A 24,786-nucleotide genomic window follows, 5' to 3' on the forward strand; every position below is an offset into this window, starting at 1 on the left:
AAGTTCATCTGTGGGACACCTCCAAATAAGCTGTCTTTATTATAACCAACGATGGCAAAAAAGAAAACTTTAAAAGTTGTGAACACATTGTTAACATAGAGAGTATGAGCATAGCGGGCATATCAGCTCGCGAGGAGGAGCATAGCATATGAATTATCGTTTTTCATCCAGAGTATCACAGTTGAAATCGTCAGTCGTCAGGGATATCCTGAAGCTGACACAAGGAAAGGATATGATATCGTTTGCAGGTGGGCTTCCAGCAGAGGAGCTGTTCCCAGTGCAAGCGATTCGTGAAGCGGCAGACCGCGTATTTACGGCTGGAAAAGGGGCACTGCAATATGGGCTCACAGAAGGCTACATGCCGCTTAGGGAGCAGCTGTGCGAGCGTATGGCCGCGAAGCAAATGCATGTGAATCCGGATCAAATGATTCTAACGACCGGATCGCAGCAGGCGATCGATTTGCTCGTTGGCGTGCTTACGGAGCCCGGCGATACGATCTTAGTCGAGAAGCCTACCTATTTGGCAAGTCTGCAGGTATTTGCTTTGCATGGTCTAAAGGTTGTTGCTGCGGAGAGCGATGAAGACGGCATGATTCCTGAAGAGGCCGAGCGGCTTATTCGCGAGCATCGTCCGAAGCTGCTGTACGCGGTGCCGACCTTCGGAAATCCGACCGGACGCGTATGGAGCTTGGAGCGCAGAAAGAAGCTTCTTGCGCTATGCAAGCAAAATGATATGCCGATCATTGAGGATGATCCGTATGGTGATATTAAATTTGACGAGGGCGAACAATTTCCAACGTTATTTTCACTGGAGGGTCAGGCTGAGGGCGGAGCTGTATTCTATACGAGTACCTTCTCCAAAACCGTCGCGCCTGCACTGCGTTCGGGCTGGGCCATCGGGGACAGCACGGTTATCGGGATGGTAGCTAAAGCAAAGCAAGCCGCTGATCTTCACTCCAGCGCCATCGATCAGCAAATTTTGAGCCAATTGCTGAAGGGGTTTGATTTGGACAGCCATATCCGACTAATATCCCAATCCTATGGAGAGCGCATGGTCGAGATGCACGAGCTGCTGAAGCGAGAAGCGCTTCAAGACGTGGTGTGGGTGAAGCCTAAGGGAGGCATGTTCCTGTGGCTGGAGCTGCCTGACGGACTTGATGCGGAGGCGCTGCTGCGCTGTGCGGTTCAGAAGGGCGTGGCTTTCGTACCAGGAAGCGCCTTCTACGGCGATCACCCGCAGCGAAACACCGCCAGATTGAACTATACCTATAATACGGGTGCGCGCACAGAGCAGGGCGTGAAACGGTTTGTGGAAGCGCTCGGCGAGTTTACGGCGCGGAGCTAAGCGAGGCTGTCCAATCGGCAATGACATCCCCGTATTGGGCAAGCGCGGCTGCACCATCCGGGCGCAGGCTGTATTTGCCCCGGCCAATGCGGTCGAACCAGCCGTAATAATTGTTGCGCATGGTTTCGCCGCTGCGGCTGTAGCCGGTGATTGCTGCAACTTCGCGAGGAGCAAGCGGGCCGTAATTATGGAGCGCATAAGCGCAGCGCAGCGCCTTCTCGCGGTATGCGGTAACCAGCTTGCGTCCCGTGCTGCCGCCGACGTTGTAATCGCCGCTGCGCTCCCTGAATTCGGTAAGCAGCTGAGACTGTTTTTTCCTTCTCACCCCGCGCTGAGGGGGATCGCCTGCTTGGCATAGCAGCTCGATGACCGGCGGTTTGGTTTTGTAGAACGTAACCGTCATAAACCCAAGCCCCAGCATCCGGCACAGCTCGGTCAAATCGCCAAACCGTTGGTTGTGAGCGCCGCTTTTTTTGCGGTTCCGTTCCACGGCAAGCACGACATGGTTATTTATGCGAAGACGTTCAACCCCTTGCAGCAGCAAGGCGAGATTGAACGTTTTTTTCATTTCGACAATAACGGTATCGGCTTGTTCGGGATGAATAGCCACTAAATCACAGTGGAGCACTTCGCTTTTTACCGTATAGCCAAGCTGCTCGTAGTATTTTTTGATTGGATGATAAAGCTCCTCTTCCCGTGCAACTGCCACTTCGGATTACTCCTTCCCATTTCCGTTTTACGATGCTTTTGTTCCCATTATAACAAAGGATTCCATGAGCTTGTCGTAATTTGATGGATGATGGACAAAAATAGTGTGCAATTATCTTCCCGAATAAGCATAGGATTGTTATATCTCAATAAAAGTTGGCACCACTCGATAGAGCGTCTAGAGACAAATCCCGGGCGTCGAATGATTAGTGGAATGCGGAAGCGATGGGAGGAGGCACGGTATGGACATTTTCAAGCGAATATCGGAGTATCAGGCTGAGAGCGAGAAGCTTGCTTGGACAGGAACATTCAAGGAGTATATTGAATTGCTGAGGAAGGACCCGTCCCCGGCCATGACAGCACATTCACGCGTTTATGAAATGATTGAATCTCATGGGGTGGAAGACGTTGGGGGTCAAAAGCAGTATAAATTTTTTGACCAGGAGATTTTTGGGCTCGATCGTGCGATTGAGAAGCTGGTGGAAGAGTATTTCCATTCATCGGCTCGCAGGCTTGAGGTCCGCAAGCGGATTCTTCTATTGATGGGACCCGTCAGCGGGGGCAAGTCAACCATTGTGACGATGCTCAAAAAAGGGCTGGAGCGTTTCTCCAGAACGGAGCGAGGAGCCGTTTATGCGATTAAAGGCTGCCCAATGCATGAGGACCCCTCGCATCTCATTCCCCATGAGCTTCGTTCTGATATTGAGAAGGAGCTTGGCGTTCGAATCGAAGGCAATCTGTGCCCATCGTGCCAAATGAGGCTGCAAACGGAATATGCCGGCGATATTGAGAATGTGCTCGTGGAACGCGTGTTTATTTCAGAGGACAATCGTGTCGGGATTGGAACATTCAGTCCGTCTGACCCTAAATCGCAGGACATTGCCGACCTGACGGGCAGTATTGATTTCTCGACGATTACCGAATACGGCTCCGAATCCGATCCGCGCGCCTATCGGTTTGACGGCGAGCTAAATAAAGCCAATCGGGGGTTAATGGAGTTTCAGGAAATGCTGAAGTGCGACGAGAAGTTTTTGTGGAACCTGCTATCATTGACGCAGGAAGGCAACTTTAAGGCCGGACGATTTGCTTTAATATCCGCTGATGAGCTGATTATCGCTCATACAAATGAATCCGAGTACAAATCGTTTATCAGCAATAAGAAAAACGAAGCCCTTCACTCCAGGATGATCGTAATGCCTGTGCCCTACAACCTCAAGGTGTCTGACGAGGAGAAAATCTACAAGAAGCTCATCGCGCAGAGCGACATGCGCCATATCCATATTGCTCCGCATGCGCTGCGGGCAGCGGCGATCTTCTCTATTCTAACGAGGCTCAAGGAGACGAAGAAGCAGGGCATGGATTTGGTGAAGAAGATGAGGATGTACGACGGTGAGGAAATTGAGGGCTTTAAGGAAGCGGACTTGAAGGAGATGCAAAATGAATACCTGGAGGAAGGCATGACGGGCATCGATCCTCGTTATGTCATTAACCGAATCTCCAGCGCTTTGATCAAGCAGGATACACAATGCATTAATGCGCTTGACGTACTGCGTGCACTTAAGGAAGGGCTCGATAGCCACCCTTCCATCACGAAGGAAGAACGTGAGCGGTACTTAAATTTCATTTCGGTTGCGCGCAAGGAATATGATTTATTAGCGAAGAAGGAAATTCAAAAGGCGTTTGTTTATTCTTATGAGGAATCTGCCCGCACGCTGTTTGAAAACTATTTGGACAATATCGAATCTTACTGCAATTGGGCTAAAATTAAAGATCCGCTGACCGGCGAGGAGATGGACCCGGATGAGCGCCTTATGCGCTCGATTGAAGAGCAAATCGGCGTATCTGAAAATGCGAAAAAAGCTTTCCGCGAGGAAATTCTAATTCGCATATCGTCGTACTCGCGCAAAGGGAAAAAATTTGATTTTACGAGCCATGAGCGGCTGCGTGAAGCCGTTGAGAAGAAGCTGTTCGCAGATTTGAAGGATATCGTGAAGATTACGACCTCTACCAAGACACCGGATGAAAGCCAATTAAAACGGATCAATGAGGTCACGAAGCGGCTTATGGACGATCACAAATATTGCTCGGTCTGCTCTAACGAGCTGCTTCGTTATGTGGGCAGCCTGCTGAATCGTTAATTTCCCGGTTTGGGTATTGGAAAAGCTGATAGACAATCGTCTATCGGCTTTTCTGTAATGCTCCCAGGTTTAAAATAAATTTATCAGGACCATACTGATTTGTGTATGTTTTCCGATATAATAGGTGGTAGTGGATGACTATTACACCGAAGGAGTCGGACGAGTTGATTAATGTATCAGCAGAACGCAAGAAACAGCTTGAGTATACAGGCATTATGGATCAGGATTTGATTCTTCTGGCACAATACAAGCCTATTTTTCAAAAAATCGTCGATGAAGTGGTTGACCGTTTTTATGATAGCATCGGGCAGCAGCAGGAGCTCGTTGCTTTGATTTCGAAGTTCAGCACGATTGAACGCTTGAAGGAAACACAAAGGTGGTACTACATATCGCTGACCGAGGGGGTCATCGATCAAGCGTATATTGATAATCGAATAAAGATTGGCGCCGTCCATTCCAATATTGGATTGACAACGGATTGGTATCTGGGTGCTTATATGACATATTTGGATATTTCAACATTAGTGCTTCAACGCGTTCTTCCCGAGCACTGGCAGGAAGTCGTGCATGTATTGACGAAATTGTTTAATCTGGATTCCCAGTTCGTTCTCGAAGCGTACAATCAGCATGAGCAATTGAAAATCCAAGAGCTTGCAGACAATCGTTCAGCGATGCTGACTACGGTTACCGGTGCAGTCCAGGAGCTTGCTTCGCTTATGTTTGAATTGGACGAGGGTGCTCAATCGATTGCAGCTACCGCAATTTCAACCTCGCAATCACAGGATAAGACGCATACACTATTGGGAGAGCTTCGCGAGGAGCTTGACGGCATTAATGAAATGGGTACGTTGATTCGCGGACTTTCGGACCAGACACATCTGCTCGGACTGAATGCAGCTATTGAAGCAGCGAGAGCCGGCGAGCATGGGCGCGGATTCGAGGTCGTTGCGAATGAAGTACGCAAGCTGGCCACTTCCTCACGAAATGCGCTTGAAGGGATACAGTCGAAGCTTGAAGAGATTGACAAGAAACTGTCAGCGGTCCGCCAGGAATCCGAACAAACCTCGGTCGAAGCGCGCAATCAGGCCGCCCGTTCCCAAGAGCTGGCTTCGTTCGTGCAAATGGTCGATAAGGTGACTAAAGATTTACAGCAATTAAACCAATCCTAGTATCATACGCAGCTTAGAAAAAGCAGGAATTCTCTCAACCGAGGGTTCCTGCTTTCGCGTTATATAAGTTGACACAATTTTCAGTTTTTAGTATGATAATCCTAACATTAAGATGCAATTCCGTTACAATTGTTAAGTTTTTTAACATAAATATAACATAATTGATCGAATGTTTACCCAGCTCGTACCAAATTGGTGCAGCGCCCATCATGAAGGAGGCGGTTGTCATGTCGACGGCCAAACAGTCGCAATCGCAATATTATGATTCTCAAACCTTTTACGATGAGATGTTCGAAAAGGATTTTTCCGTTCGAGCCCATTATGACAGCGTCCATCGTTTATTCGGGAGAATCAAACCGGCAGAGCTTGCGATTCGTCAAAATGCGATTAACCAAAGGATGATGGAGGAAGGCATCACGTTCACGCTGTATAGCGAGGCGCAAAACGAGCCTCTGGAGAGGACGATTCCCTTCGATTACATTCCGCGTGTCATTCCGAGGCATGAATGGGAAGTGGTTGACCGGGGAGTGAGACAGCGGATCCGCGCATTGAACGCTTTCATTCATGATGTTTATCATGGTCAAAAGATCGTAGCAGACGGTATCATTCCTCGGAGGATGATTGTATCGAATACTTATTTTCGTCCAGAAATGGCTGGTCTACATGTACCCGGCGGTGTATATATTACAGCATCGGGCATTGATTTAATCCGCGACGAAAAAGGCAGGTACTACGTGCTGGAGGACAATTTGCGTTCGCCCTCAGGATTTTCTTACTTATTTAAAGGCAGGACGCTGATGAGCGAGCTCTTCCACGACCTCTATTTGTCTAGCTCGGTTCAAAGCATTGACCGGAGCTTGAACTGCTTCCTTAGCTCGCTCCGTGCCCTTTCCCCTAACGGCAAACGAGATCCGTTAATCGTTCTGCTGACGCCAGGCGCTTTCAACTCCGCTTATTACGAACATACTTTTTTGGCGCAGCAAATGGGCATTCATCTCGTAGAAGGCAGGGACCTTGTCTACAAGGACCATAAAATTTATTTGCGCGATTTACGCGGCCTTCGCCAAGTGGATGTGATCTATCGCCGCATTGACGACGATTTTCTTGATCCGCTCGCCTTCCAGCCGGATTCGGTGTTAGGCGTTCCCGGCTTGATGAACGCTTACCGTGCAGGCAACGTTGCTATCGCCAATGCGCCAGGCACCGGCGTAGCTGACGACAAAGCGGTGTATGCGTACGTCCCGGATATGATCCGTTATTATTTGGGCGAAGAGCCGCTCCTCCACAATGTGCCTACCTATATTTTATCGCGCAAGGAAGAGCGGGAGTACGTGCTTGAGCATCTGGACCAGCTTGTGGTGAAGGAAACCTCCCTCTCGGGCGGCTATGGCATGCTGATCGGACCAAGCGCTACCAAGAGCGAACTTCAGGCGTTTGCCGAAGCGATTAAACGCGAGCCGGAACGCTACATTGCGCAAACGACGATGAAGCTCTCGCGCGCTCCGGTCATGGTAGACGGGGGCATGACGCCTCGCCATATTGATTTACGGGCCTTTGCATTGATGGGAGAAGAGACGCATGTCATTCCGGGAGGATTAACGCGTGTAGCCATGCAGGAGGGCTCGCTCGTGGTCAATTCTTCACAGGGCGGCGGAGTCAAGGATACGTGGGTCCTTAATCGATAAATAATTTGGAGGGAATGCGATGCTGAACCGGAATGCAGAGGCATTATTTTGGATTGGTCGTTATATGGAGCGTGCTGAAAATCATGCCAGGCTCATTGACGTTCACTATCATTTGCAGGTAGATGAGGATACGGCTGGCGCGGAAGGGAAACAAGGGGCTGAAACAGCCGAATCCTATTCCAAATGGGCCAGAATCGTTGATGCGCTGGGCAGCCGCGAGGCCTATGAACAGCAGTACGGCAGTTACAACGAGAGAGATGTGTTGTTCTATACAACGCTTGACCGCGACAATGCGAATTCGCTGGTCTCCTGCGTCAGCCATGCCCGCGGCAATTTGCGTACGCTGCGCGAGAAGGTGCCGAGCGAAATGTGGGACGCCACGAATGGATTTTATTTGTGGCTGCGCGAGAAACAGCCGGATGACCTGCTTCGTGAATCCCCGCATCTCTTTTTTGGACGGATCAAGGAATGGACGGCGTTGTTCCAAGGCGTCAGCCAATCGGTTATGCCAAGGGAGAACGAATGGCATTTTATTGAGTGCGGCCGGTTTCTAGAGCGTTCGGAGAACACGCTGCGCATCATCAAAGCGGTCGGAAACGCAGCTAGCGGAGAAGGGTTTAACAACGCGAACGCCTACTCCTATTTGCAGGCAGTTCTCCGCTCCGTTAGCGGCTATCAAGCGTTTCGCCGTTATTATGCGGATGGCATATCGGTGGAATCGATTATTGAATTTGTGGTTCTCAATGACGCGTTCCCACGTTCGCTCCACTTCGCGCTGCACTCCCTGGATGACCATATGCGAGATATCGAACTGCAGGACAAACAGCTTCGAACGGCACATGAACGTGTGCTTCGGCAGGTTGGGAAGGTGAAGGCAGACCTCGCTTGCTTGGAACGGGAAGATATGGTTATTGACCGGAGCGGGACTATCGTGGCGCATCTGCTTGATGCTTGCCAGCAGCTTGGGATGGCGTTTGCGAAAACCTTTTTTCGCATGGGGGAGGCTAGCGCATGAAGCTGAGCATTTCTCATGTGACGCAATACGAATACGCAGAGACGGTTACGGACAGTGTCAATGAAATTAGGCTCACCCCCAGCACGAATGAGCGGCAATCCTGCTATCAGCAAGCCATATCCATTGAGCCGAATGCATCTTTGTTTACGTATGAGGACTATTTCGGCAACCGTGTCCATGCTTTCTCCGTCAACGGTCCTCATAAGAAACTGACCATTCGCACTCAAATGACGGTGGTTACGAAGCAGGCGCCTTCTTCAGAGGAGAGGGCGCAATATTTAAGTAAGCGTCCCGTTGGCCAGGCGTGGGGCTGGCTGAGGACGGAGGATGCGGCAAACCGGTTTACGGAGTTTTTGCTCACGACGGAATATACAGCCGTGACCGAAGAGGTTGAGCGCTTCGCCCGCGAGATAGACGAGTCAAGCGGGACGGGGCCTTCCAGCGTATTGGACTGGCTTAGCGCGCTCTCAACCAAAATTCGTACGGAGTTCATTTATGATCCGGAAGCGACGGATGTGAAGACGAGGGCATCGGATATGTTTCTCAGCAAAAGGGGAGTATGCCAAGACTTTGCGCATTTGATGATCGCCAGCTGCCGAGCGTTCGGCATCCCTTCCAGATACGTGAGCGGTTATCACTTTGTAGGCGATTTACAGGGAGGCAGCGCCGACTTTGAACAGGCTTCCCACGCCTGGGTCGAAGCTTTCGTGCCAGGACTTGGCTGGTGCAGCTTTGACCCAACGAATATGGATCCCGTGGGCGAACGCTACGTAAAACTGGGGCATGGCCGTGATTATAAGGATATTGTGCCCGTAAAGGGTGTCTATCGAGGCACAGGGGAGCAAATCCTGCATGTAACGGTCGACGTACGCAATGTTGAGGATTAAGAACGGAATAGATAAGCATTCAATGGACGGCGAGCCGCGAACAGTGGCTTGCCGTTCTTTTTATTAGGAGCACAATCATTTTTCCATGTATGAATGGCCTTGTTTAGCACACCTTATAAGCATCAAACAGGAGGTGCTATGAAGTGAAAAAACATTTAAAACCCGTAATAACATCTGTAATGGTTCTGGCAATAGGCTTTTCCATGTCCGCTTGCAGCCAAAACCATACCGTAAAGCAGCAATCGATGAAAGCCAGAAACGAAATGCATCGCATTGAATCCAAAGCCGTACCTTACGGTACAAACATGACGGATCGCCGGATTAATGAAATGGATTACCGTACACGTAATTCGACGTACAACGGCATGGATAACATGACGGGCAATAACCGTATGTACAACAATATGAACAATGGCACTGGCATAGATAATACGATGGAAAACCGGATGGGCAATTCCACTTATAACCGAATGCATGGCATGAATACAAAGCAAAGCGCCGATCAATTGGCCAGCCGAGCAAGAAGTGTCAGCGGAGTGAAAATGGCAACGGTTGTTGTGCATAATAACGAAGCGATCGTCGGACTAGATATCGATAATAAAGGCAAAAAAGCAATCATCGAAAAGCAGGTTTATGCAGCATTAAAGGGTCAATATCCTGCGTATAACATTCATGTTACTTCCGACCACGCCATGCATCAAAAAATACAAAAGATGAATGCAGGCATGTCCAGCAATCATCCAATCAAAACGTTAGCGAACGACGTAACGATGATGATTCGGGACATTGGCAATGCGGTAACTGCTCCGCTGCGTTAATGGATATTAGTTGGGCTGGCAGCTCCTTTTTGGAGCTGCTCGGCTTTTCTTATTTTTACATACGGCTGCGCTGTTAGGAGGAATTGCATTGTTCATGCTGAGAAGGAGTTTGCTGTTGCTGATAATGGTCTTTATTTTGGCAGGGTTTGGCATCCCGATAAAAAAGGACCGTTTTTTTTATGAACAAAGAGGAGAAATTGTATGGGAGGTTCCTACGGACGATAAGATTATTGCCTTAACCTTCGATGATGGCCCATTTCCTAAAACGACGGATATGATTTTGGATTTATTGAAGAAATACAATGCAAAGGCTACCTTCTTTGTGCTTGGCAACAAGGTTGAACGTTATCCGGAGACGATTAAGCGGGAAATTGCCGAAGGGCATGAGGTAGCCAATCATACGTTTAATCATGTGTACTTTCAGCGTTCGATCAGTCAAGCGACCATAAGGGAAGAAATCGTAAGAACAGAAAAGGCATTAGAGGCGCTAACAGGGAAAAAGCCGCAGCTGTTCCGGCCTCCCGGAGGCTATTATAATGAACATTCCATTGCAATCGCCAAAACGCTTGGATATACAACAATCATGTGGTCCTGGCACCAGGATACGAACGATTGGAAAAGTCCTGGCGTAAATAAAATTGTGAACAAAGTACTCAATAATGCGCGTAACGGCGATATCGTATTGCTGCATGATTATATTCCGGGATCGATGCAGACGGTTAAAGCGTTGGACACAATTTTGGATGAGCTGACCAAGCGGGGATATGCATTCGTGACGGTAACGGAGCTCATGAATACGATGATGAATGTCCCGACACATTAGCAAGCTTAGTATAGAGTTTGGGATGCAATAGCAATAGATGCAGGGAGCTCTCAGTCGCGAGCTCTCTTATTGGCATATCTGAATGTCGAAAACATTCATATAGACGATTTTTGGGCATGCTATGGACGATTTGCAGGATATTTTGTGTTTTGGCTAATGGGCTTGACCTTGTTCTGGCCTTGCAGTAATAATTAGCGATATGACCCGCATTTGATTATATTATCGTGATGGAGATGAGCTCCTTGGCGTTCCTTAGAAAACTTTCTATTCGCTCCCAGCTCTTAATATTGGCTGGATCCTCCATTGCCGTCATCCTGATTATCATTTTGCATACGTATTCAATGATGTCGGGAATGATTACGAGGAACCATGAGGAATACGTGAGGCAGACGGTTACTGAAATTCATAAAAACGTGATTTCCAACAAAGACGTGGTTAACCGGCTGATGCAAAATATATCGTACAACGAAGAAGTGCAGAGCTTTCTCGTAGAGCAAAATCCACTGCGGCGCTATGAAATGTTCAAAAAGTTAAGCCAGCTGATCACTAACCAAAAGGAGCTGAAGGATGGTGTCCTTGATATCGTTATTTCGGGCAATAATGGCGGCTGGGTCGATATTAACGGAGGCAATCCCTATGTCGCACCGATGATCAGCAAGCTGCCTAAAACGAAATTTAATGCTTATTATGTGGGGATGCAGACGTTTGGCAGCTCATACGGCTCCGCTGAGGGGCTTATATTCGCGACATCGATCACTTATATGCAGCCTGGGGAACTGTTTAATACGAATGTTGGAACGCTCTTTTTTATCATCAGGCCGAAAGCGCTTGCAGGCGAAGAAGAATATGCCATGAAAAATACGAGCACGCAAATTTATTTGCTGGACCGTGACCATAAAATTATTACCAGCAATACGCCGAACCAAATCGGAACGGCCTTGCCGAAGGAACTCAACATTAGCGGGAAAAGCAATGACCAGCAAACGGTGCAGTGGAAAAATAAATCCTACATCATGCAAGCCGACAGCTTGCCCGATATCGATGGCGTTATTCTAAGCATGGCGCCGAAGGATGAATTGCTGCGCGACCTAAGGAAGATTCGCGAGGTAGAGCTTACGATTTTAGCCATTTGCCTGCTGCTGCTGGCTGTTCCGTTTACGTTTATCATTAACAATATTTTGCGTCCGCTCAAGAAAATGATGTTTTTCATGACGAATGTCAAGCGGGGAACGCTGTTTGAATTTCAAAAGAGAATTTCGCTCCATGGTTATCTTGAAATCAATGTGCTGGCCACTCAATTTAATCAAATGCTCGATGAGATCGAGCAGCTGACCCAGCGCCTGCTGGAAGCAAACAGCCGGATCTACGGCAGCGAGCTGGAGAAGAAGAAGGCGGAGCTGGCTTTTTTGAGAAGCCAGATCAACCCTCATTTTCTCTACAACACCCTGGAGGCTATTACAGGCATCGCAGTCGTGGAGAAGCAAACGAAAATCAAAACGATGACCAGATCCCTATCGAATATTTTTCGTTACAGCATCAAGGGCGCCGATGTTGTGCAGCTGCGCGATGAGATTAGAATGATAGAGTCGTTCATTCAAATTCAACAAATCCGCTTTGCGGAGCGGTTCTCCGTGGAATACGATTTTTCGGAGGAAGCGATGGACTGCCGCATTCCCAAAATGATCCTTCAGCCGCTCGTCGAAAATGCGATTTACCATGGCTTCGAGCCGACGCTGAAGGTAGGGAAGCTTTCATTGCGGGCGAGCGTGGATGAGGAAAACGCTCTTCACATCGTAATTGAAGATGACGGTGTAGGCATAGAAGCCGGCCGCCTAGCGCATATTCGCAGCATGTTATCCGAAGAGTCCACAGCGCCGGCAGCGGACGAAAACGTGAAGAGCATCGGGCTTGGCAATGTAAATAACCGGATTAAGCTGATTTATGGGAATGAATACGGGATCCAAATCGATAGCGTAGAAGGCCGGGGTACGAAAGTGCAGCTTAAGCTGGCGGAGAGGAAGGAACAGGATGCATAAAGTATTTCTTGTCGACGACGAGAGCTGGGTTGTGGAAAGCTTGAAGGACTTGGTGGATTGGGGCAGCCTCGGCTTCGAAGTCGTGGGACAAGCATACAGTGGCATTGCGGCACTTGAAGCTATTGGGCAGTGCAAGCCGGATGTTGTTTTTACAGATATACGAATGCCAGAAATGAATGGGCTGGAGCTGATTCAGCGAGGCAAGTCCTTTCCGTTCCCGATACAGTTTGTTATTGTAAGCGGCTATGCGGAATTTGCTTACGCGCAGAAAGCGATTAGCCAAGGGGCGTTTGCTTACTGCTTGAAGCCTTTCGATGAAGTGGAGATATCCAGCGTTCTGGCTAAATTAAACAAACAATTGAATTTGTCGAAAGGCTCCTTCGAGCGCTCGCTGCTTCATCTGATTGATGAACCGGGCCCTAAGAACGAGCTCATTAGCGATAAGCTGAAAAAAGACGGTGTGCTGGAGCGTGACGGAGATTCGTTGGTTGCTGTTGTTTCGGTTGGACCGGAAGAGCTGCCGGCGCAATCGCTTGGAGTATCCCGCATGAAGGTCGGCTCTTCCAAAACAGCCTATCTGATGAATGCCCGTCTTGCGGATGCCATTAGGCTAGGTTGGGAGCGGAATAGGCCGGGGACGATACAGGGACTTGGGATTAGCAGCCCGTTCAACGATTTAAATGAAATTAAGCAAGCCATTGAAGCAGCGGATGTGCTTGCCCATCAGTTTTTTATAAACGGTGAGGCTGCATGTGTGGGCATGGCAGATCCATCCACTAGCAGCCCTGAGCTTAACGAATGGCTTTTGCAGGTCAGCGCAGCCATTCAGGAACGGGATTTGGTTGCGGCGCAGCAAGCCATAGACAAGATCGTAGCCTTGTTTCATGAGGGGACGTTAACGATAAAGCATGCGCTCAAGGTTTATAATATGACGGTTTCTTTCTTATTTGAGCTGGGAGAGACGGAGAGCATGCTGTACAGCTATGAGCAGCTAGTAAAATCCTTTAAAGATCTGCCTAGCATGCTGGGCGAGCTGAAGTCGCTGATCACCAAATCTGTAAGCAGCGCAGCGGGCTCATCCGTCGAAACCAAAAATCCGACCGTAAATTCCATTCTTAACTACGTGGCGTTGAATTTTCGCAAGGATATATCCTTGCAAGACCTATCGGAGCAATTTTTCATGAATCCCAGCTATATTAGCCAATTGTTCAAAAAAGAGGTTGGGGAAACCTTTACCGCCCATATCGCCAAGCTGCGGATTGCTTATGCCTGCGAGCTGCTGGAGAGCGGAGCAGGCACGATTCAAGAGATTGCCGAAAAAATCGGCTATCATGACTATTTTTATTTTACGCGGATGTTCAAAAAAATGATGGGAAAAACACCTACACAATATCGCGAGAAACCGCATTCTTTTTAAAATATGGACGATTTATATCATCGCTATGGATTATTTAAAGAAAACTTTCCATGAAGGTTTTCTTTTTTTGTGGAGAGGGTTGAATTTGCAGAAAGAACGAATAGATTGCGTCCATGTACGCTCCTTGGCTGGCGAGCGATAATAGAGCAAGAAGGTGACAACGCTTACAAGGAGGTTTTACAAACATGAATTTATTAGGGAAGGAAATGTACAAACATCGCTTCTTGTATATTTTGCTCCTCCCTACGTTGCTCTTTTATGTATTGTTTCAATACGTTCCCATGTATGGAGTGCTCCTCGCATTTAAGGAGTATCACATCAGGGAAGGAATACTGAGTAGTCCGTGGGTAGGCTTGGCAAACTTTCGGGAGCTCGTGAACCAAAGCGATTTTTGGCAAGCGTTTACGAACACGATTATTATCAGCTGCGGACGGATCATTTTTGAATTTCCGACAGCGATCATTCTGGCATTGCTAATCAATGAGGTTACGAAAGAGAAATTCAAAAAGTTTTATCAGACCGTATATACCTTCCCGCATTTTATCTCGTGGGTGATCATAAGCGGAATTATGTTCAACTTTTTAAGCGAATCCGGCGTTCTCAATCAAATTATCGCCTCCTTTGGCTTTGACAAGCAGACGTTTATGACCGATCCGGGCTTGTTCCGTCCGATTTTGTTCCTATCCAGCATGTGGAAGGAAATTGGCTGGAGCGCGATTATTTATTTGGCAGCGATTGCAGGCATCAATCCCGAGCTGTACGAAGCGGCTCGCATTGATGGAGCCAACCGGTTCCAGCAGCTGATGGCTGTTACGTGGCCTTCCATTCGGGGAACGGCGGCGATACTCATGATTCTGGCTGTAGGCAATGCGATGAACGGCGGGTTTGAGCAGGTGTTCAACCTCTACAATCCAGGCGTATATGAAACAGGCGATATCATTGATACGTATCTGTACCGTTCTGCCTTCGGAGATGGGTTGAGCTTTGGAGTCACGACAGCGGTTGGCTTGTTTAAAGCCGTCTTGAACTTTATCTTACTGTACTCCGCGAACTTTATGGTGAAGCGGCTTGGCGGGGAGGGATTGGTATAATGGCAGCACAAACGGTGAAACGACGCAAAAAAATTAGCATGCCGGATGTGATCATCCATACGATCTTGATTCTGCTTACCATTTGCACGATTTTTCCTTTCTATAACGTGGTTTTGATGTCATTCAGTGATTCGGTAGCTATCTCGAAGCAAATCGTATATTTGATTCCTACGGCTTTTGATTTTTCGGCTTACAGCTACATTTTGCATGAGCCGCGTTTCCTCAATGCTTTTCTCGTCACGATCTTTGTGACGGTTGTCGGAACGCTAATTAATATGCTAGTTACGCTTACGGGTGCTTATGTGCTTTCAAAAAGCGGCTTCCCAGGGCGCAAAGCGGTGATGTCAGGCATTTTGTTCACGATGTTTTTCAACGGCGGGCTTATTCCTTTCTATCTGACCATGAAGAACTATGGCTTGATTAACAATTTGCTCGTTATGATTCTGCCGGTCGCCGTGAATACTTTTTATATGATGATCTGTATCGCTTTCTTCCGCACGCTGCCGGTAGCGCTTGAGGAATCGGCGAAAATCGATGGCGCGAACGAGATTCAAATCTTGTACAAGGTTATTTTGCCCATCTCGAAGCCGATGATTGCGACGATCGCTTTGTTTTATGCGGTAGACCGCTGGAATGAATGGTGGTTCGGCGTATTGTTCATGACGGACGTTAATTTGCTGCCATTGCAAGCGCTGCTTAGGGAGCTGCTTACTAACTATCAACAGCTGCTGACCAGCATTAGCGTAAGCTCGGTCGTCTCGTCGAGCTCGGCTCTTCAGCCGGAAATGCTCAAAATGGCGGTTCTGGTCGTTAGCGCTTTGCCGATCGTATGCTTGTATCCCTTCCTGCAAAAATATTTTACGAAGGGCGTTATGATTGGCTCGATCAAAGGGTAGTAGAAGCTTCATGCTTTTATTATATAAATGTACAGGGGGAACGGAAAAATGAAGAAAACAAACAAAGTTGTCTCATTGACGTTATTAAGCGCATTATTCATCTCAGCTTTATCCGGCTGCGGATCCGCTAACAATGCGCCTGAAGCCAGCAATAACACGGCATCGCCAACGGCTGAGGTGTCAGACAATCCGTACAAGGACCATATGGATATCTCTATTTCCTGGTGGGGAATTGGCGTAGGCTTCCAGCAGAAGGATGAAATATTGCAGCAAGTGGAGAAGGAATTTAACGTCACCCTAAAGCCGATGGATATCGGCTGGGACAACTATAAGCAGAAGGCCCAGGTATGGGCTGCTGCCGGCCAGCTTCCTGATATTATTACCAACAGCATTACGAATGACAGCCCGGCCACGTATAATGAATGGGTCAACCAAGAGCTGATCCATGCGCTTCCCGATGACCTCAGCGCTTATCCCAATTTGGAGCAGGTCGCCAAGGCTAAGGGTGTAGACGGCATCCGGCGCGACGGAAAGCTGTATGCGATTCCACGCATGACCTTCCCGCTTGAGCGAGCGGAAGCGGTATGGGCGGTTGACCGTGCGATCTTTGTCCGTAAGGATTGGATGGAGAAGCTCGGCATTGAAGATCCGAAAAACTTCGACGAATTCAACGCCATGCTGAAAGCGTTTGTAGAGAAGGATCCGGATGGCAACAACAAAAATGATACGACAGGCATTGTCATGAACACGCTTGGCTACTTCAAATCCGTATTTGTCCCTACCTTCCCGCAAATGGGGAATCAGGGCTGGGTAGAAGAGGACGGCAAATGGATTCCGTTCTATGCTTCGAAGAAAATGGACGAGGTAGTCGTTCAAGCCCGCCAGATGTACAAAGACCACACGCTTGATCCGGATTTCGCGGTTGCCAAAGCCGGCGAAGGCAATCAGAAGTTCTACCAAAACAAAGCGGGTGCGTTTGCATTCAAAACGGACGGCATTTTGGGAGCCACAGGCATCAAATCGGAATGGGAGAAAAACAATCCTGGGCTTAACTTCTTTGATCATGTGAAAATTTTACACCTATGGCCAGGTGCGGACGGTACGGTATACCGTCAAGTCAACAGCCCATGGTGGTCAGAAACTATGATTAACGTAGACGTGGATGACAAGAAGCTTGACCGTATTTTGAGAATGTATGACTGGCTGCTGTCTGACAAAGGAAAAGAATTGTTCGATTACGGCATTGAAGGCAAGGATTACACGAAGGATGGCGACAAGTACGTCATTACCCGCGCGAAAGAAGAGAACGGCCAATTCATTGATTTGAAAAAACAATATCCTTCGATGGATATTATCTCGCAATTGGCTGCTTGGAGAAATGCTAGCGCAATCGAAGATAGCGAATCCAATCGCGCGGCTCACGGAGATGCATCTATACAGTTCATTCAAGATGAAATAAAATGGCAAATGGACAATGCTAAGCCAATGCCAACCGCTTTCGAATTTTTCACAATGACTACGCCTGCGAAGGACAAACTGTCTTCGATCAACTTCGACGATGATTTCACGAAGATGATCCTAGGCAAGGATGACCCGGTCAAAACCTGGAGAGCTACGGTAAAAGGCTATGACAGCAAAGGGCTGCAGCAAGCGATTACGGAAGTAACGGCAGAAATGGCCAAACAAAAATAAGAAACATAACAGAGGAAATGTTCTGTCGGAAGCGGCAGGGCATTTCCTATGTTTCTGAAGAAAAGGGAGGAGAAGAAGGATGACAATGCGGCAATCGGAAAACGGTGAGAACCCTGCCGTTCTAAAGCTTGGTGATTATGGCGGCAGGCCTGACTCGGGGGAGGATGCCATGCCTGCCATGCAGCGGGCAATTGAGGCGGCTGCCCAAATTCAGGGCCCCGTCGTGCTGGAGTGCGCTTCAGGGAGGTATGATTTTTTTCCCGCACACGCGACGAGAAAGCCTTATTATATTTCAAACACGACCAGTGAAGTGGAAAATCCGGATGTGACGAAAACGATCGGACTATTCTTAAAGGGACTGCGGCAATTTACGCTTGACGGAAAAGGTTCCTTATTCATTTTCCATGGGAAGCAAACGATGTTTCTGGTAGATGAATGCGCGGACATTGAAATCCGCAACGTCCATGTGGATTACGAGCAGCCGACCGTCGTAGAGATGACTGTCGCAGAAGCGGGATCGAATAATCTCGTGCTTGCCGTGCATCCGTCCTATCGCTATGAGATCAAAGAAAATAAGTTAGCTTGGATCGGCGATCATTGGCGTTTTCTAGTAGGCCCCATGCAGGAGCTGGACCTGAAGGAAAACCGCACTTGGCGGATTGATAATGTATTGGAGAACGCGGTGAAAGTGGAGGAGCTGGAGCCCGGGCGGCTGAAGGTTCATTTGAATCATTCGCCGGATCAAGCGGTCGGCAATATTTTGCAGGCTCGCGACGGAATCAGGGACCAGGTTGGCGCTTTCGTTAACAGAAGCAGTGAGGTTCGTTTTACGAATGTGGGCATGCATTTTATGCACGGCCTCGGAATCGTATGCCAGTTCAGCGAGAACCTCACGTTTGAACGCATGGATATGACGCCGCGCAAGGAAACGGGACGCACGGTTACGGCATTTGCTGATTTTATCCATGTCTCAGGCTGCCGCGGGCTTATTAAAGTAAATGACAGCCGGTTCAGCGGCGGGCATGATGATCCGATTAACGTTCACGGCACTTATTTGCGCATTGTGGAGCAGCCTGCCCCCAATCAGGTAAAGGTGAGGTTTATGCATCATCAAACCTATGGCTTCGAGGCTTTTTTTGCAGGAGATGAGATTGAATTCGTCAGGGGCAAATCGTTGATGGCCTATCATAGCAGTAAAGTGATTTCTGCCGAGCTTGTGAATCCGCGAGAGATGCTGCTTACGCTGGAGCATTCGGTACCGGAGGGCATCGAGCACGAAGATGTCATTGAAAACGTGACCTGGACCCCCGAAATGGAAATCACCGGAAATTCGTTTGAACGAGTGCCGACACGAGGGGTTTTGGCAACGACCCGGCGCAAAGTGGAGATTGCGCATAACCGGTTCGAGAAAATGACGATGAGTGCGGTCTTCATCGCAGCTGATGCCGAGAGCTGGTATGAATCCGGCCCCGTGCAGCAGGTTTTGATTCATGACAATACGTTTATAAAATGCGGAAACGAGCAGCATCCGATCATCTTTATTGCCCCGGAAAATAGGCAGGTTAGCGCGGAGCATCCGGTGCATAACAACATCATCATTGAAAATAATAAATTCGAAACTGAAAATGCAATAGTGCTTTCTGCTAAAAGTACGTGTAATATAGGCTTTATGAACAATGAAATTGTAGCTGTGGGCGGTCAAAACGAGTTTCACGCGCTTCAGGACGTTGTTCGCTTTGAGGCGTGTACCGCTATTTCGCTCACGGCCCATTCATTGATCAGAGAAACCTGACATGATGGAGGACTGGATAAGAGAATGACAAGCATCGAGAGAGTACATGTCGTGTTTAAGACCCATTTGGACATCGGCTTTACCCATTTGGCCCAGCATGTGGCTAAGCAATACCGCGAGGAGTATATTCCGAAAGCGATTGAGCTGGCTGAGAAGCTGGAGGCGGAGGGCGGCCGGGAACGCTTTATCTGGACGACGGGCTCATGGTTGATTCGCCATTATTTGAATCATGCAACGAAAGAGCAGAAGGCGCGGATGGAGAAGGCGATCAAGAGCGGGCACATCGCTTGGCACGGCCTGCCGTTTACGACCCACACGGAAGTGATGGATGCCGAGCTGTTTCGTTTTGGCTTGTCGATCAGCCAAGAGCTTGATAAGGAATACGGCAAGCAAACGATCGCTTCGAAAATGACGGATGTTCCTGGCCATACGCTGGGCATGATTCCGATTATGCAGCAATACGGGATTCAATATATGCATATCGGCGTTAATCCAGCATCGAAGCGTCCAAGCGTGCCTCGTCTATTTCGCTGGCAAGCGGAAGACGGCTCGGAGCTTATCGTGAACTATGCCGGCAATTACGGCGAGGTGCTTGAAATTGAAGGCTTGCATGACGTTCTTGTATTTGCCCATACCGGCGATAATTGCGGACCGCCAAGCGTGGAGGATATCCGCCATCAGTTCGACGCGATTCAGCAGCAGTACCCGAATGCGCAAATTATGGCTTCCACGATGGATGCGTTCGTAGCTAAGCTGCTTGAGGTGCGCGACCGTTTGCCGATCGTGCGGGAAGAAATTGGCGATACCTGGATTCATGGCGCCGGGACAGATCCGATGAAGCTGGCAAAGCTGCGTGAGCTTGGCCGTCTAAGAACCGAATGGGTCAAACAAGGCCGCATGACGGAAGAAAGCAAGGAATACAAGGACATGAGCGAAGCGATGCTGCTTGTTGCCGAGCATACGTGGGGCCTTGACGTGAAGAAGTGGCTGCCAGATTTCCGCCATTACGCCAAACCGGATTTCCAAGCCGCGCGTCTGCGTGACGAAGTCGACGTGAACGATATGCCAGCCAAATTTGCTTATATCGGCGCTTTTGCCATGGATGAATTCGACAAGCACTCGAGCAGCCTGTTCGAAGGAGAACAGAGCAAGCGTACGTATTCATTGATTGAGCAATCATGGGCTGAACAAAGAGCCTATACGGATCAAGCGATTTCCGGCCTTGAGGCAGACAAGCAAGCCGAGGCTTTGGAAGCATTTGAGCAACTGATTCCAGTTCCGGCTAATGTAAGCGGCTACGAAACCTTCGAGCCACTGGAGCGCTTCCGCAGCGGCGGGTACGAGCTGGCATTCGGCGAGAATGGCGCACTTACTTTCCTGAAGGATGAGAATGGAAAGCTCTGGGTCGATGAAAGCCACGCTTTCGGTACTTATGCTTATGAGACATTCGGAACGGACAATTACGGCGAATACTTCAGAACGTATATGGAAGGCCTGCCCGTCACGCATCCATGGTCCGATGCGGATTTCAGCAAGCCGGGCTTTGAATTCGTTAGGCCGCTTCCGAGCCACCAGCTCTTTAGTCCCGTGGTTACCGGGCGTTTTGTCAAAAAAGGCGCCTCCGAGGATCGTTATTTGCTTAAGCTTCGCATGCCTGCTCTGGCACATGAGACGTATGGCGCTCCGAAGACGCTTGAAGTGGAATACACGGTTCATCATACGAGCGGTACGATCGCGGTTAGCTTGCAATGGTTTGGCAAGGATGCGAATCGCCTTCCCGAAGCCAGCTGGTTTGGCTGCACCCTGAAGGTGGATAATGCCAACCTATGGACCATGGACAAGCTGGGTGCCGATGTTTCCCCGCTTAGCGTCGTTTATGATGGCAACCGAAATCTTCATGCAGTCGGACAAGGAGTATCCTATAGCGGAGCGGATGGCTCTGCAGTCATTGAAACGAAAGACGCAGCGCTTGTTGCACCAGGTCAAAAAAGGCTTCTGCAATTCGATAATACGTTTGTGTCGCTTGATCAAGGCTGGCATTTCAACTTGCATAACAACATCTGGGGAACCAACTTCCCGATGTGGTATGGTGAGGATGCGAAATTCCGCTTCGAGTTGAACTTAAAATCCAACCTGAAATAAACCGGTTTAATTTTACGCATTTCGCTTGCAGGATTAAGCGCTTCACTTCATAATGGAGTTAATAAAGGAATACGGGATGATAAAAAGAGAGGTGCGAGCATGAAGCTGCAATATAAGAAACCTGCATCCGTCTGGACAGAGGCTCTTCCTATCGGCAACGGGCGACTCGGCGCGATGATCTTTGGCGGGGTAGAGAAAGAACGGATCGCGCTTAACGAGGATACGTTATGGTCGGGCTACCCGAAGGATTGGAACAATCCAGGGGCCAAGGAGGCGCTGCCGCGCGTCCGCAAGCTGATCAAGGAAGGGCGTTATGCGGAGGCCGATCAGGAAACGAAAAAAATGATGGGTCCGTATACGCAATCCTATCTTCCTTTCGGCGATCTTCACTTAGCTTTCGAGCATGGCAATAAATACGAGAGCTATCATCGGACGCTGGATTTGGAAAATGGCTTGTCAGGCGTAGAATACGAGATCGGCGGGGTTACCTACAAAAGAGAATTGTTCGCATCCCATCCGGATCAGCTAATCGTGCTGCATCTTGAAGCTAGCGAGCCTGGCGCACTGACTTTCCATGCGCGAATGGACAGCCCGCTCCGTTACAGTACGGAGTCGGATGGGCAGCGCTATAGGCTAAAAGGACAAGCGCCAGAGCATGTCGCGCCCAGCTATTTCAAGGATAAGAATCCGATTGTATACGGCAGCGGTTCTGCTTCGGAGGCGATGGTCTTCGAGGGTATGCTTGCCGCCAGGTCTGAGGACGGCATTGTCGTAGCGGATGGAGACGGGCTTCATGTCTATGGCGGAACGCGGGTTTCTCTCTATTTTAGCGCGGCAACGAGCTTTGCTGGCTATAATCGGCTTCCCGGCAGTCAGGGCAAGGAAGCAGCTGCGGCAGCGGTTTCCACGCTGGAGCTAGGCTTGCAGAAATCATACGAACAGCTTAAAGCCTCGCATCTTGCCGATTATCATGAGCTTTTCAACCGTGTTTCCTTACGGATCGGTGAGGCACTAGCGCCCGCGGATATGTCAACGGATAACCGGATTACGGAATATGGCGCGAAGGACCCGGGATTGATTGAGCTGCTCTTTCATTATGGGCGGTACCTGATGATTGCCAGCTCGCGCGGCGGCACGAAACCGGCAAATTTGCAGGGGATTTGGAATGAATCGACCAGGCCTCCTTGGAGCAGCAACTGGACGCTGAATATTAATGCGCAAATGAATTATTGGCCTGCAGAAACCTGTAATTTGGCTGAGTGCCATCAGCCGCTGCTTGCGTTTATCGGAGAGCTTGCTGCGAATGGCTCGGAAACAGCCAGCACGAATTATGGGGCAAGAGGCTGGGTAGCTCACCATAACGCGGATGTTTGGGCGCAAACCGCGCCGGTTGGCGATTATGGAGACGGCGATGCGGTTTGGGCGTATTGGCCAATGGGTGGGGTTTGGTTAACCCAGCATTTGTGGGAGCATTTTGCGTTCGGCAAGGACGAAGAGTACTTGCGCAATCAAGCCTATCCAATTATGAAGGGGGCAGCAATGTTTTGTCTCGATTGGCTGATTGATGATGGACAGGGACGCTTAATTACCTCACCATCCACCTCTCCGGAGCATAAATTCCGGACTAAGGACGGATGCTTTGGCGTTAGCGAAGCGACGACGATGGACCTTGCTTTAATCTGGGATTTATTCTCGAATTGCATAGAAGCATCGGAATATCTAGACATCGATGAGCCATTTCGGTCGGAGTTGGCAGCGGCCAGAGCTCGTCTGCTTCCATTGCAAATTGGCAGCCATGGGCAGCTTCAGGAGTGGTCGCAGGATTTTGAGGACGAAGACCAGCATCATCGCCATGTGTCGCATTTGTTCGGCATTTACCCAGGCAGGCAGTTGACGGCGGAAGAGACGCCTGAGCTGTTTGAAGCGGCGAAGCAGTCGCTGCTTCGGCGCGGCGATGACGGAACCGGCTGGAGCTTAGGCTGGAAGGTTGGGCTATGGGCAAGGTTCCGTGATGGAGACCATGCTTTGCGGCTGATTGATCAATCGCTTCGACTTGTAAAGGAAACGGAAGCGGAACTTTATGATCATGGCGGCGTGTATGGGAATTTATTCGGGGCCCATCCGCCGTTCCAAATCGATGGGAACTTTGCTGCGACGGCGGGAATCGCTGAAATGCTGCTGCAATCGCACCAGTCGTACGTGGAGCTGCTTCCAGCATTGCCTGCCGCATGGCAATCGGGCGAGATTAGAGGGCTGCGGGCACGGGACGGTTTCGAAATCAGCATTCGCTGGGAACAGGGGCGTCTATTGGAAGCTGAAATTCGCTCGCTTCTTGGAAAGGACTGCTCGTTACGGACAGAAGCTTCATGGGAAATCACTTCTACGGAAGGTAATTCCGTTAGCCATAGCAGCTCTGAAGCGAACATCGTACGCTTCGCAACCCGTGAAGGTCAGGTATTCCGAATTGTGAATAAGGGGAAATGAACGCAGGAAACGGTTGATTAGAAATGGGGGAGGCAGCTGCATGAGTGAGAAAAAACTGATATTGTTTTTGGATAGTGGCGATACGATTATCGATGAATCGACGGAGGTCAGGGATGAGTCCGGCATCGTTATTCGCGCTAACGTTATTCCAGGCGCCGATCAGATGCTTAAGAGCTTGTACGAGAGCGGCTACACGCTTGTTCTGGTTGCTGACGGAGAAGCGCAGTCCTTTAAAAATATGTTTATCCAGCTAGGAATTTATGATTATTTTACCGCTATGATCTACTCGGAAAATATTAAGGCATTAAAACCGAGTGCCCGGATGTTTAAAGCTGCGGCAGGCGCGATTGAGCTTCCGGAAGCGGAGTTTGGCCGCGTTGCCATGGTTGGCAACAATTTAAGCCGTGATGTGAAAGGGGCTAATGCGCTTGGCATGACGAGCGTGTTCCTGAGCTGGACGCCTAGGTACCCGCATGATCCGGCTGATGAGAGCGAACGCCCGGATTACACGATTGCCGAGCCGCTCGCGCTGCTTGAGCTTGCAGAGCGATTAAATGAAGAGCTTGTGAATCAACCGCAATAGCAAGCAGAACGAGTAAACCGACTTCCTTTGGAGTCGGTTTTTTCTCTTTTATGGAAAAATTCAGC

Annotated in this window: 18 protein-coding genes; 17 read left to right on the forward strand and 1 reads right to left on the reverse strand. The window is 49.2% G+C overall.

Going from position 1 to position 24,786, the window contains the following annotated elements; translation table 11 throughout:
* Positions 1 to 148 precede the first annotated feature (148 nt).
* Positions 149 to 1,345, forward strand: coding sequence for an aminotransferase-like domain-containing protein (locus tag FJQ58_RS19600; protein WP_139996463.1), 1,197 nt, complete (start codon positions 149 to 151; stop codon positions 1,343 to 1,345).
* Here FJQ58_RS19600 and FJQ58_RS19605 read toward each other — a convergent pair.
* Entirely contained in the window at positions 1,329 to 2,054 is a 726-nt protein-coding gene (locus FJQ58_RS19605; protein ID WP_139996464.1) for a DUF2161 family putative PD-(D/E)XK-type phosphodiesterase, read from the reverse strand. The genes FJQ58_RS19600 and FJQ58_RS19605 overlap by 17 nt on opposite strands.
* 241 nt (positions 2,055 to 2,295) lie before the next feature.
* Between FJQ58_RS19605 and FJQ58_RS19610 the strand changes: the two genes are divergently transcribed.
* The 16 genes from FJQ58_RS19610 (at position 2,296) to FJQ58_RS19685 (ending at position 24,721) form a co-directional block, all read left to right on the forward strand.
* Positions 2,296 to 4,191: a PrkA family serine protein kinase gene (locus FJQ58_RS19610; protein ID WP_139996465.1), complete on the forward strand. Its 1,896-nt coding sequence runs from the start codon at positions 2,296 to 2,298 to the stop codon at positions 4,189 to 4,191.
* 134 nt (positions 4,192 to 4,325) lie between these two features.
* Complete coding sequence (locus FJQ58_RS19615) at positions 4,326 to 5,360, forward strand: globin-coupled sensor protein (RefSeq protein WP_162341609.1); 1,035 nt, start codon at positions 4,326 to 4,328, stop codon at positions 5,358 to 5,360.
* Positions 5,361 to 5,587: 227 nt separating this feature from the next.
* The gene (locus tag FJQ58_RS19620; protein WP_139996466.1) at positions 5,588 to 7,045 is read left to right on the forward strand and encodes a circularly permuted type 2 ATP-grasp protein; all 1,458 of its coding nucleotides are present in this window, start codon (positions 5,588 to 5,590) and stop codon (positions 7,043 to 7,045) included.
* A 19-nt stretch (positions 7,046 to 7,064) separates the two neighbouring features.
* On the forward strand, positions 7,065 to 8,060 hold the full coding sequence (locus FJQ58_RS19625) for an alpha-E domain-containing protein (RefSeq protein ID WP_139996467.1): 996 nt from the start codon (positions 7,065 to 7,067) through the stop codon (positions 8,058 to 8,060).
* Positions 8,057 to 8,947, forward strand: coding sequence for a transglutaminase family protein (locus FJQ58_RS19630; protein ID WP_139996468.1), 891 nt, complete (start codon positions 8,057 to 8,059; stop codon positions 8,945 to 8,947). Before FJQ58_RS19625 ends, FJQ58_RS19630 begins: the two co-directional genes overlap by 4 nt.
* Positions 8,948 to 9,090: 143 nt before the next feature.
* Positions 9,091 to 9,765: a YhcN/YlaJ family sporulation lipoprotein gene (locus FJQ58_RS19635; protein ID WP_139996469.1), complete on the forward strand. Its 675-nt coding sequence runs from the start codon at positions 9,091 to 9,093 to the stop codon at positions 9,763 to 9,765.
* A 124-nt stretch (positions 9,766 to 9,889) separates the two neighbouring features.
* On the forward strand, positions 9,890 to 10,588 hold the full coding sequence (locus FJQ58_RS19640) for a polysaccharide deacetylase family protein (RefSeq protein ID WP_238404202.1): 699 nt from the start codon (positions 9,890 to 9,892) through the stop codon (positions 10,586 to 10,588).
* A 242-nt stretch (positions 10,589 to 10,830) separates the two neighbouring features.
* On the forward strand, positions 10,831 to 12,624 hold the full coding sequence (locus tag FJQ58_RS19645; RefSeq protein WP_162341611.1) for a sensor histidine kinase: 1,794 nt from the start codon (positions 10,831 to 10,833) through the stop codon (positions 12,622 to 12,624).
* Positions 12,617 to 14,041 carry a response regulator transcription factor gene (locus tag FJQ58_RS19650; RefSeq protein WP_139996472.1) on the forward strand — a complete coding sequence of 475 codons (1,425 nt, stop codon included), beginning with the start codon at positions 12,617 to 12,619 and terminating at the stop codon, positions 14,039 to 14,041. Before FJQ58_RS19645 ends, FJQ58_RS19650 begins: the two co-directional genes overlap by 8 nt.
* A gap of 185 nt (positions 14,042 to 14,226) precedes the next feature.
* A complete protein-coding gene (locus FJQ58_RS19655; RefSeq protein ID WP_139996473.1) occupies positions 14,227 to 15,132 on the forward strand; it encodes an ABC transporter permease in 906 nt (301 codons plus the stop codon).
* The gene (locus tag FJQ58_RS19660; protein WP_139996474.1) at positions 15,132 to 16,028 is read left to right on the forward strand and encodes a carbohydrate ABC transporter permease; all 897 of its coding nucleotides are present in this window, start codon (positions 15,132 to 15,134) and stop codon (positions 16,026 to 16,028) included. Before FJQ58_RS19655 ends, FJQ58_RS19660 begins: the two co-directional genes overlap by 1 nt.
* 48 nt (positions 16,029 to 16,076) lie before the next feature.
* On the forward strand, positions 16,077 to 17,720 hold the full coding sequence (locus FJQ58_RS19665) for a type 2 periplasmic-binding domain-containing protein (protein WP_162341613.1): 1,644 nt from the start codon (positions 16,077 to 16,079) through the stop codon (positions 17,718 to 17,720).
* A 79-nt stretch (positions 17,721 to 17,799) separates the two neighbouring features.
* Complete coding sequence (locus FJQ58_RS19670) at positions 17,800 to 19,512, forward strand: alpha-1,3-galactosidase-related protein (protein WP_139996476.1); 1,713 nt, start codon at positions 17,800 to 17,802, stop codon at positions 19,510 to 19,512.
* A gap of 24 nt (positions 19,513 to 19,536) precedes the next feature.
* On the forward strand, positions 19,537 to 21,654 hold the full coding sequence (locus FJQ58_RS19675; protein ID WP_139996477.1) for a DUF5054 domain-containing protein: 2,118 nt from the start codon (positions 19,537 to 19,539) through the stop codon (positions 21,652 to 21,654).
* A 99-nt stretch (positions 21,655 to 21,753) separates the two neighbouring features.
* A complete protein-coding gene (locus FJQ58_RS19680; RefSeq protein WP_139996478.1) occupies positions 21,754 to 24,138 on the forward strand; it encodes a glycoside hydrolase family 95 protein in 2,385 nt (794 codons plus the stop codon).
* Positions 24,139 to 24,178: 40 nt separating this feature from the next.
* Positions 24,179 to 24,721 (forward strand): HAD family hydrolase, encoded by a 543-nt coding sequence (locus tag FJQ58_RS19685; RefSeq protein WP_139996479.1) that lies wholly within the window; start codon positions 24,179 to 24,181, stop codon positions 24,719 to 24,721.
* Positions 24,722 to 24,786 lie beyond the last annotated feature (65 nt).

Source organism: Paenibacillus paridis, assembly GCF_006345825.1.
Classification (GTDB): Bacteria; Bacillota; Bacilli; order Paenibacillales; family Paenibacillaceae; genus Pristimantibacillus; species Pristimantibacillus paridis.

What these genes read in the sequence shown, in the direction of transcription:
- FJQ58_RS19655 (WP_139996473.1), top strand. Translation starts at nt 14,227, where the DNA reads ATGAATTTATTAGGGAAGGAAATGTACAAACATCGCTTCTTGTATATT.
- FJQ58_RS19630 (WP_139996468.1), top strand. Translation starts at nt 8,057, where the DNA reads ATGAAGCTGAGCATTTCTCATGTGACGCAATACGAATACGCAGAGACG.
- FJQ58_RS19670 (WP_139996476.1), top strand. Translation starts at nt 17,800, where the DNA reads ATGACAATGCGGCAATCGGAAAACGGTGAGAACCCTGCCGTTCTAAAG.
- FJQ58_RS19685 (WP_139996479.1), top strand. Translation starts at nt 24,179, where the DNA reads ATGAGTGAGAAAAAACTGATATTGTTTTTGGATAGTGGCGATACGATT.
- FJQ58_RS19640 (WP_238404202.1), top strand. Translation starts at nt 9,890, where the DNA reads ATGGTCTTTATTTTGGCAGGGTTTGGCATCCCGATAAAAAAGGACCGT.
- FJQ58_RS19600 (WP_139996463.1), top strand. Translation starts at nt 149, where the DNA reads ATGAATTATCGTTTTTCATCCAGAGTATCACAGTTGAAATCGTCAGTC.
- FJQ58_RS19625 (WP_139996467.1), top strand. Translation starts at nt 7,065, where the DNA reads ATGCTGAACCGGAATGCAGAGGCATTATTTTGGATTGGTCGTTATATG.
- FJQ58_RS19615 (WP_162341609.1), top strand. Translation starts at nt 4,326, where the DNA reads ATGACTATTACACCGAAGGAGTCGGACGAGTTGATTAATGTATCAGCA.
- FJQ58_RS19665 (WP_162341613.1), top strand. Translation starts at nt 16,077, where the DNA reads ATGAAGAAAACAAACAAAGTTGTCTCATTGACGTTATTAAGCGCATTA.
- FJQ58_RS19680 (WP_139996478.1), top strand. Translation starts at nt 21,754, where the DNA reads ATGAAGCTGCAATATAAGAAACCTGCATCCGTCTGGACAGAGGCTCTT.
- FJQ58_RS19650 (WP_139996472.1), top strand. Translation starts at nt 12,617, where the DNA reads ATGCATAAAGTATTTCTTGTCGACGACGAGAGCTGGGTTGTGGAAAGC.
- FJQ58_RS19660 (WP_139996474.1), top strand. Translation starts at nt 15,132, where the DNA reads ATGGCAGCACAAACGGTGAAACGACGCAAAAAAATTAGCATGCCGGAT.
- FJQ58_RS19620 (WP_139996466.1), top strand. Translation starts at nt 5,588, where the DNA reads ATGTCGACGGCCAAACAGTCGCAATCGCAATATTATGATTCTCAAACC.
- FJQ58_RS19675 (WP_139996477.1), top strand. Translation starts at nt 19,537, where the DNA reads ATGACAAGCATCGAGAGAGTACATGTCGTGTTTAAGACCCATTTGGAC.
- FJQ58_RS19610 (WP_139996465.1), top strand. Translation starts at nt 2,296, where the DNA reads ATGGACATTTTCAAGCGAATATCGGAGTATCAGGCTGAGAGCGAGAAG.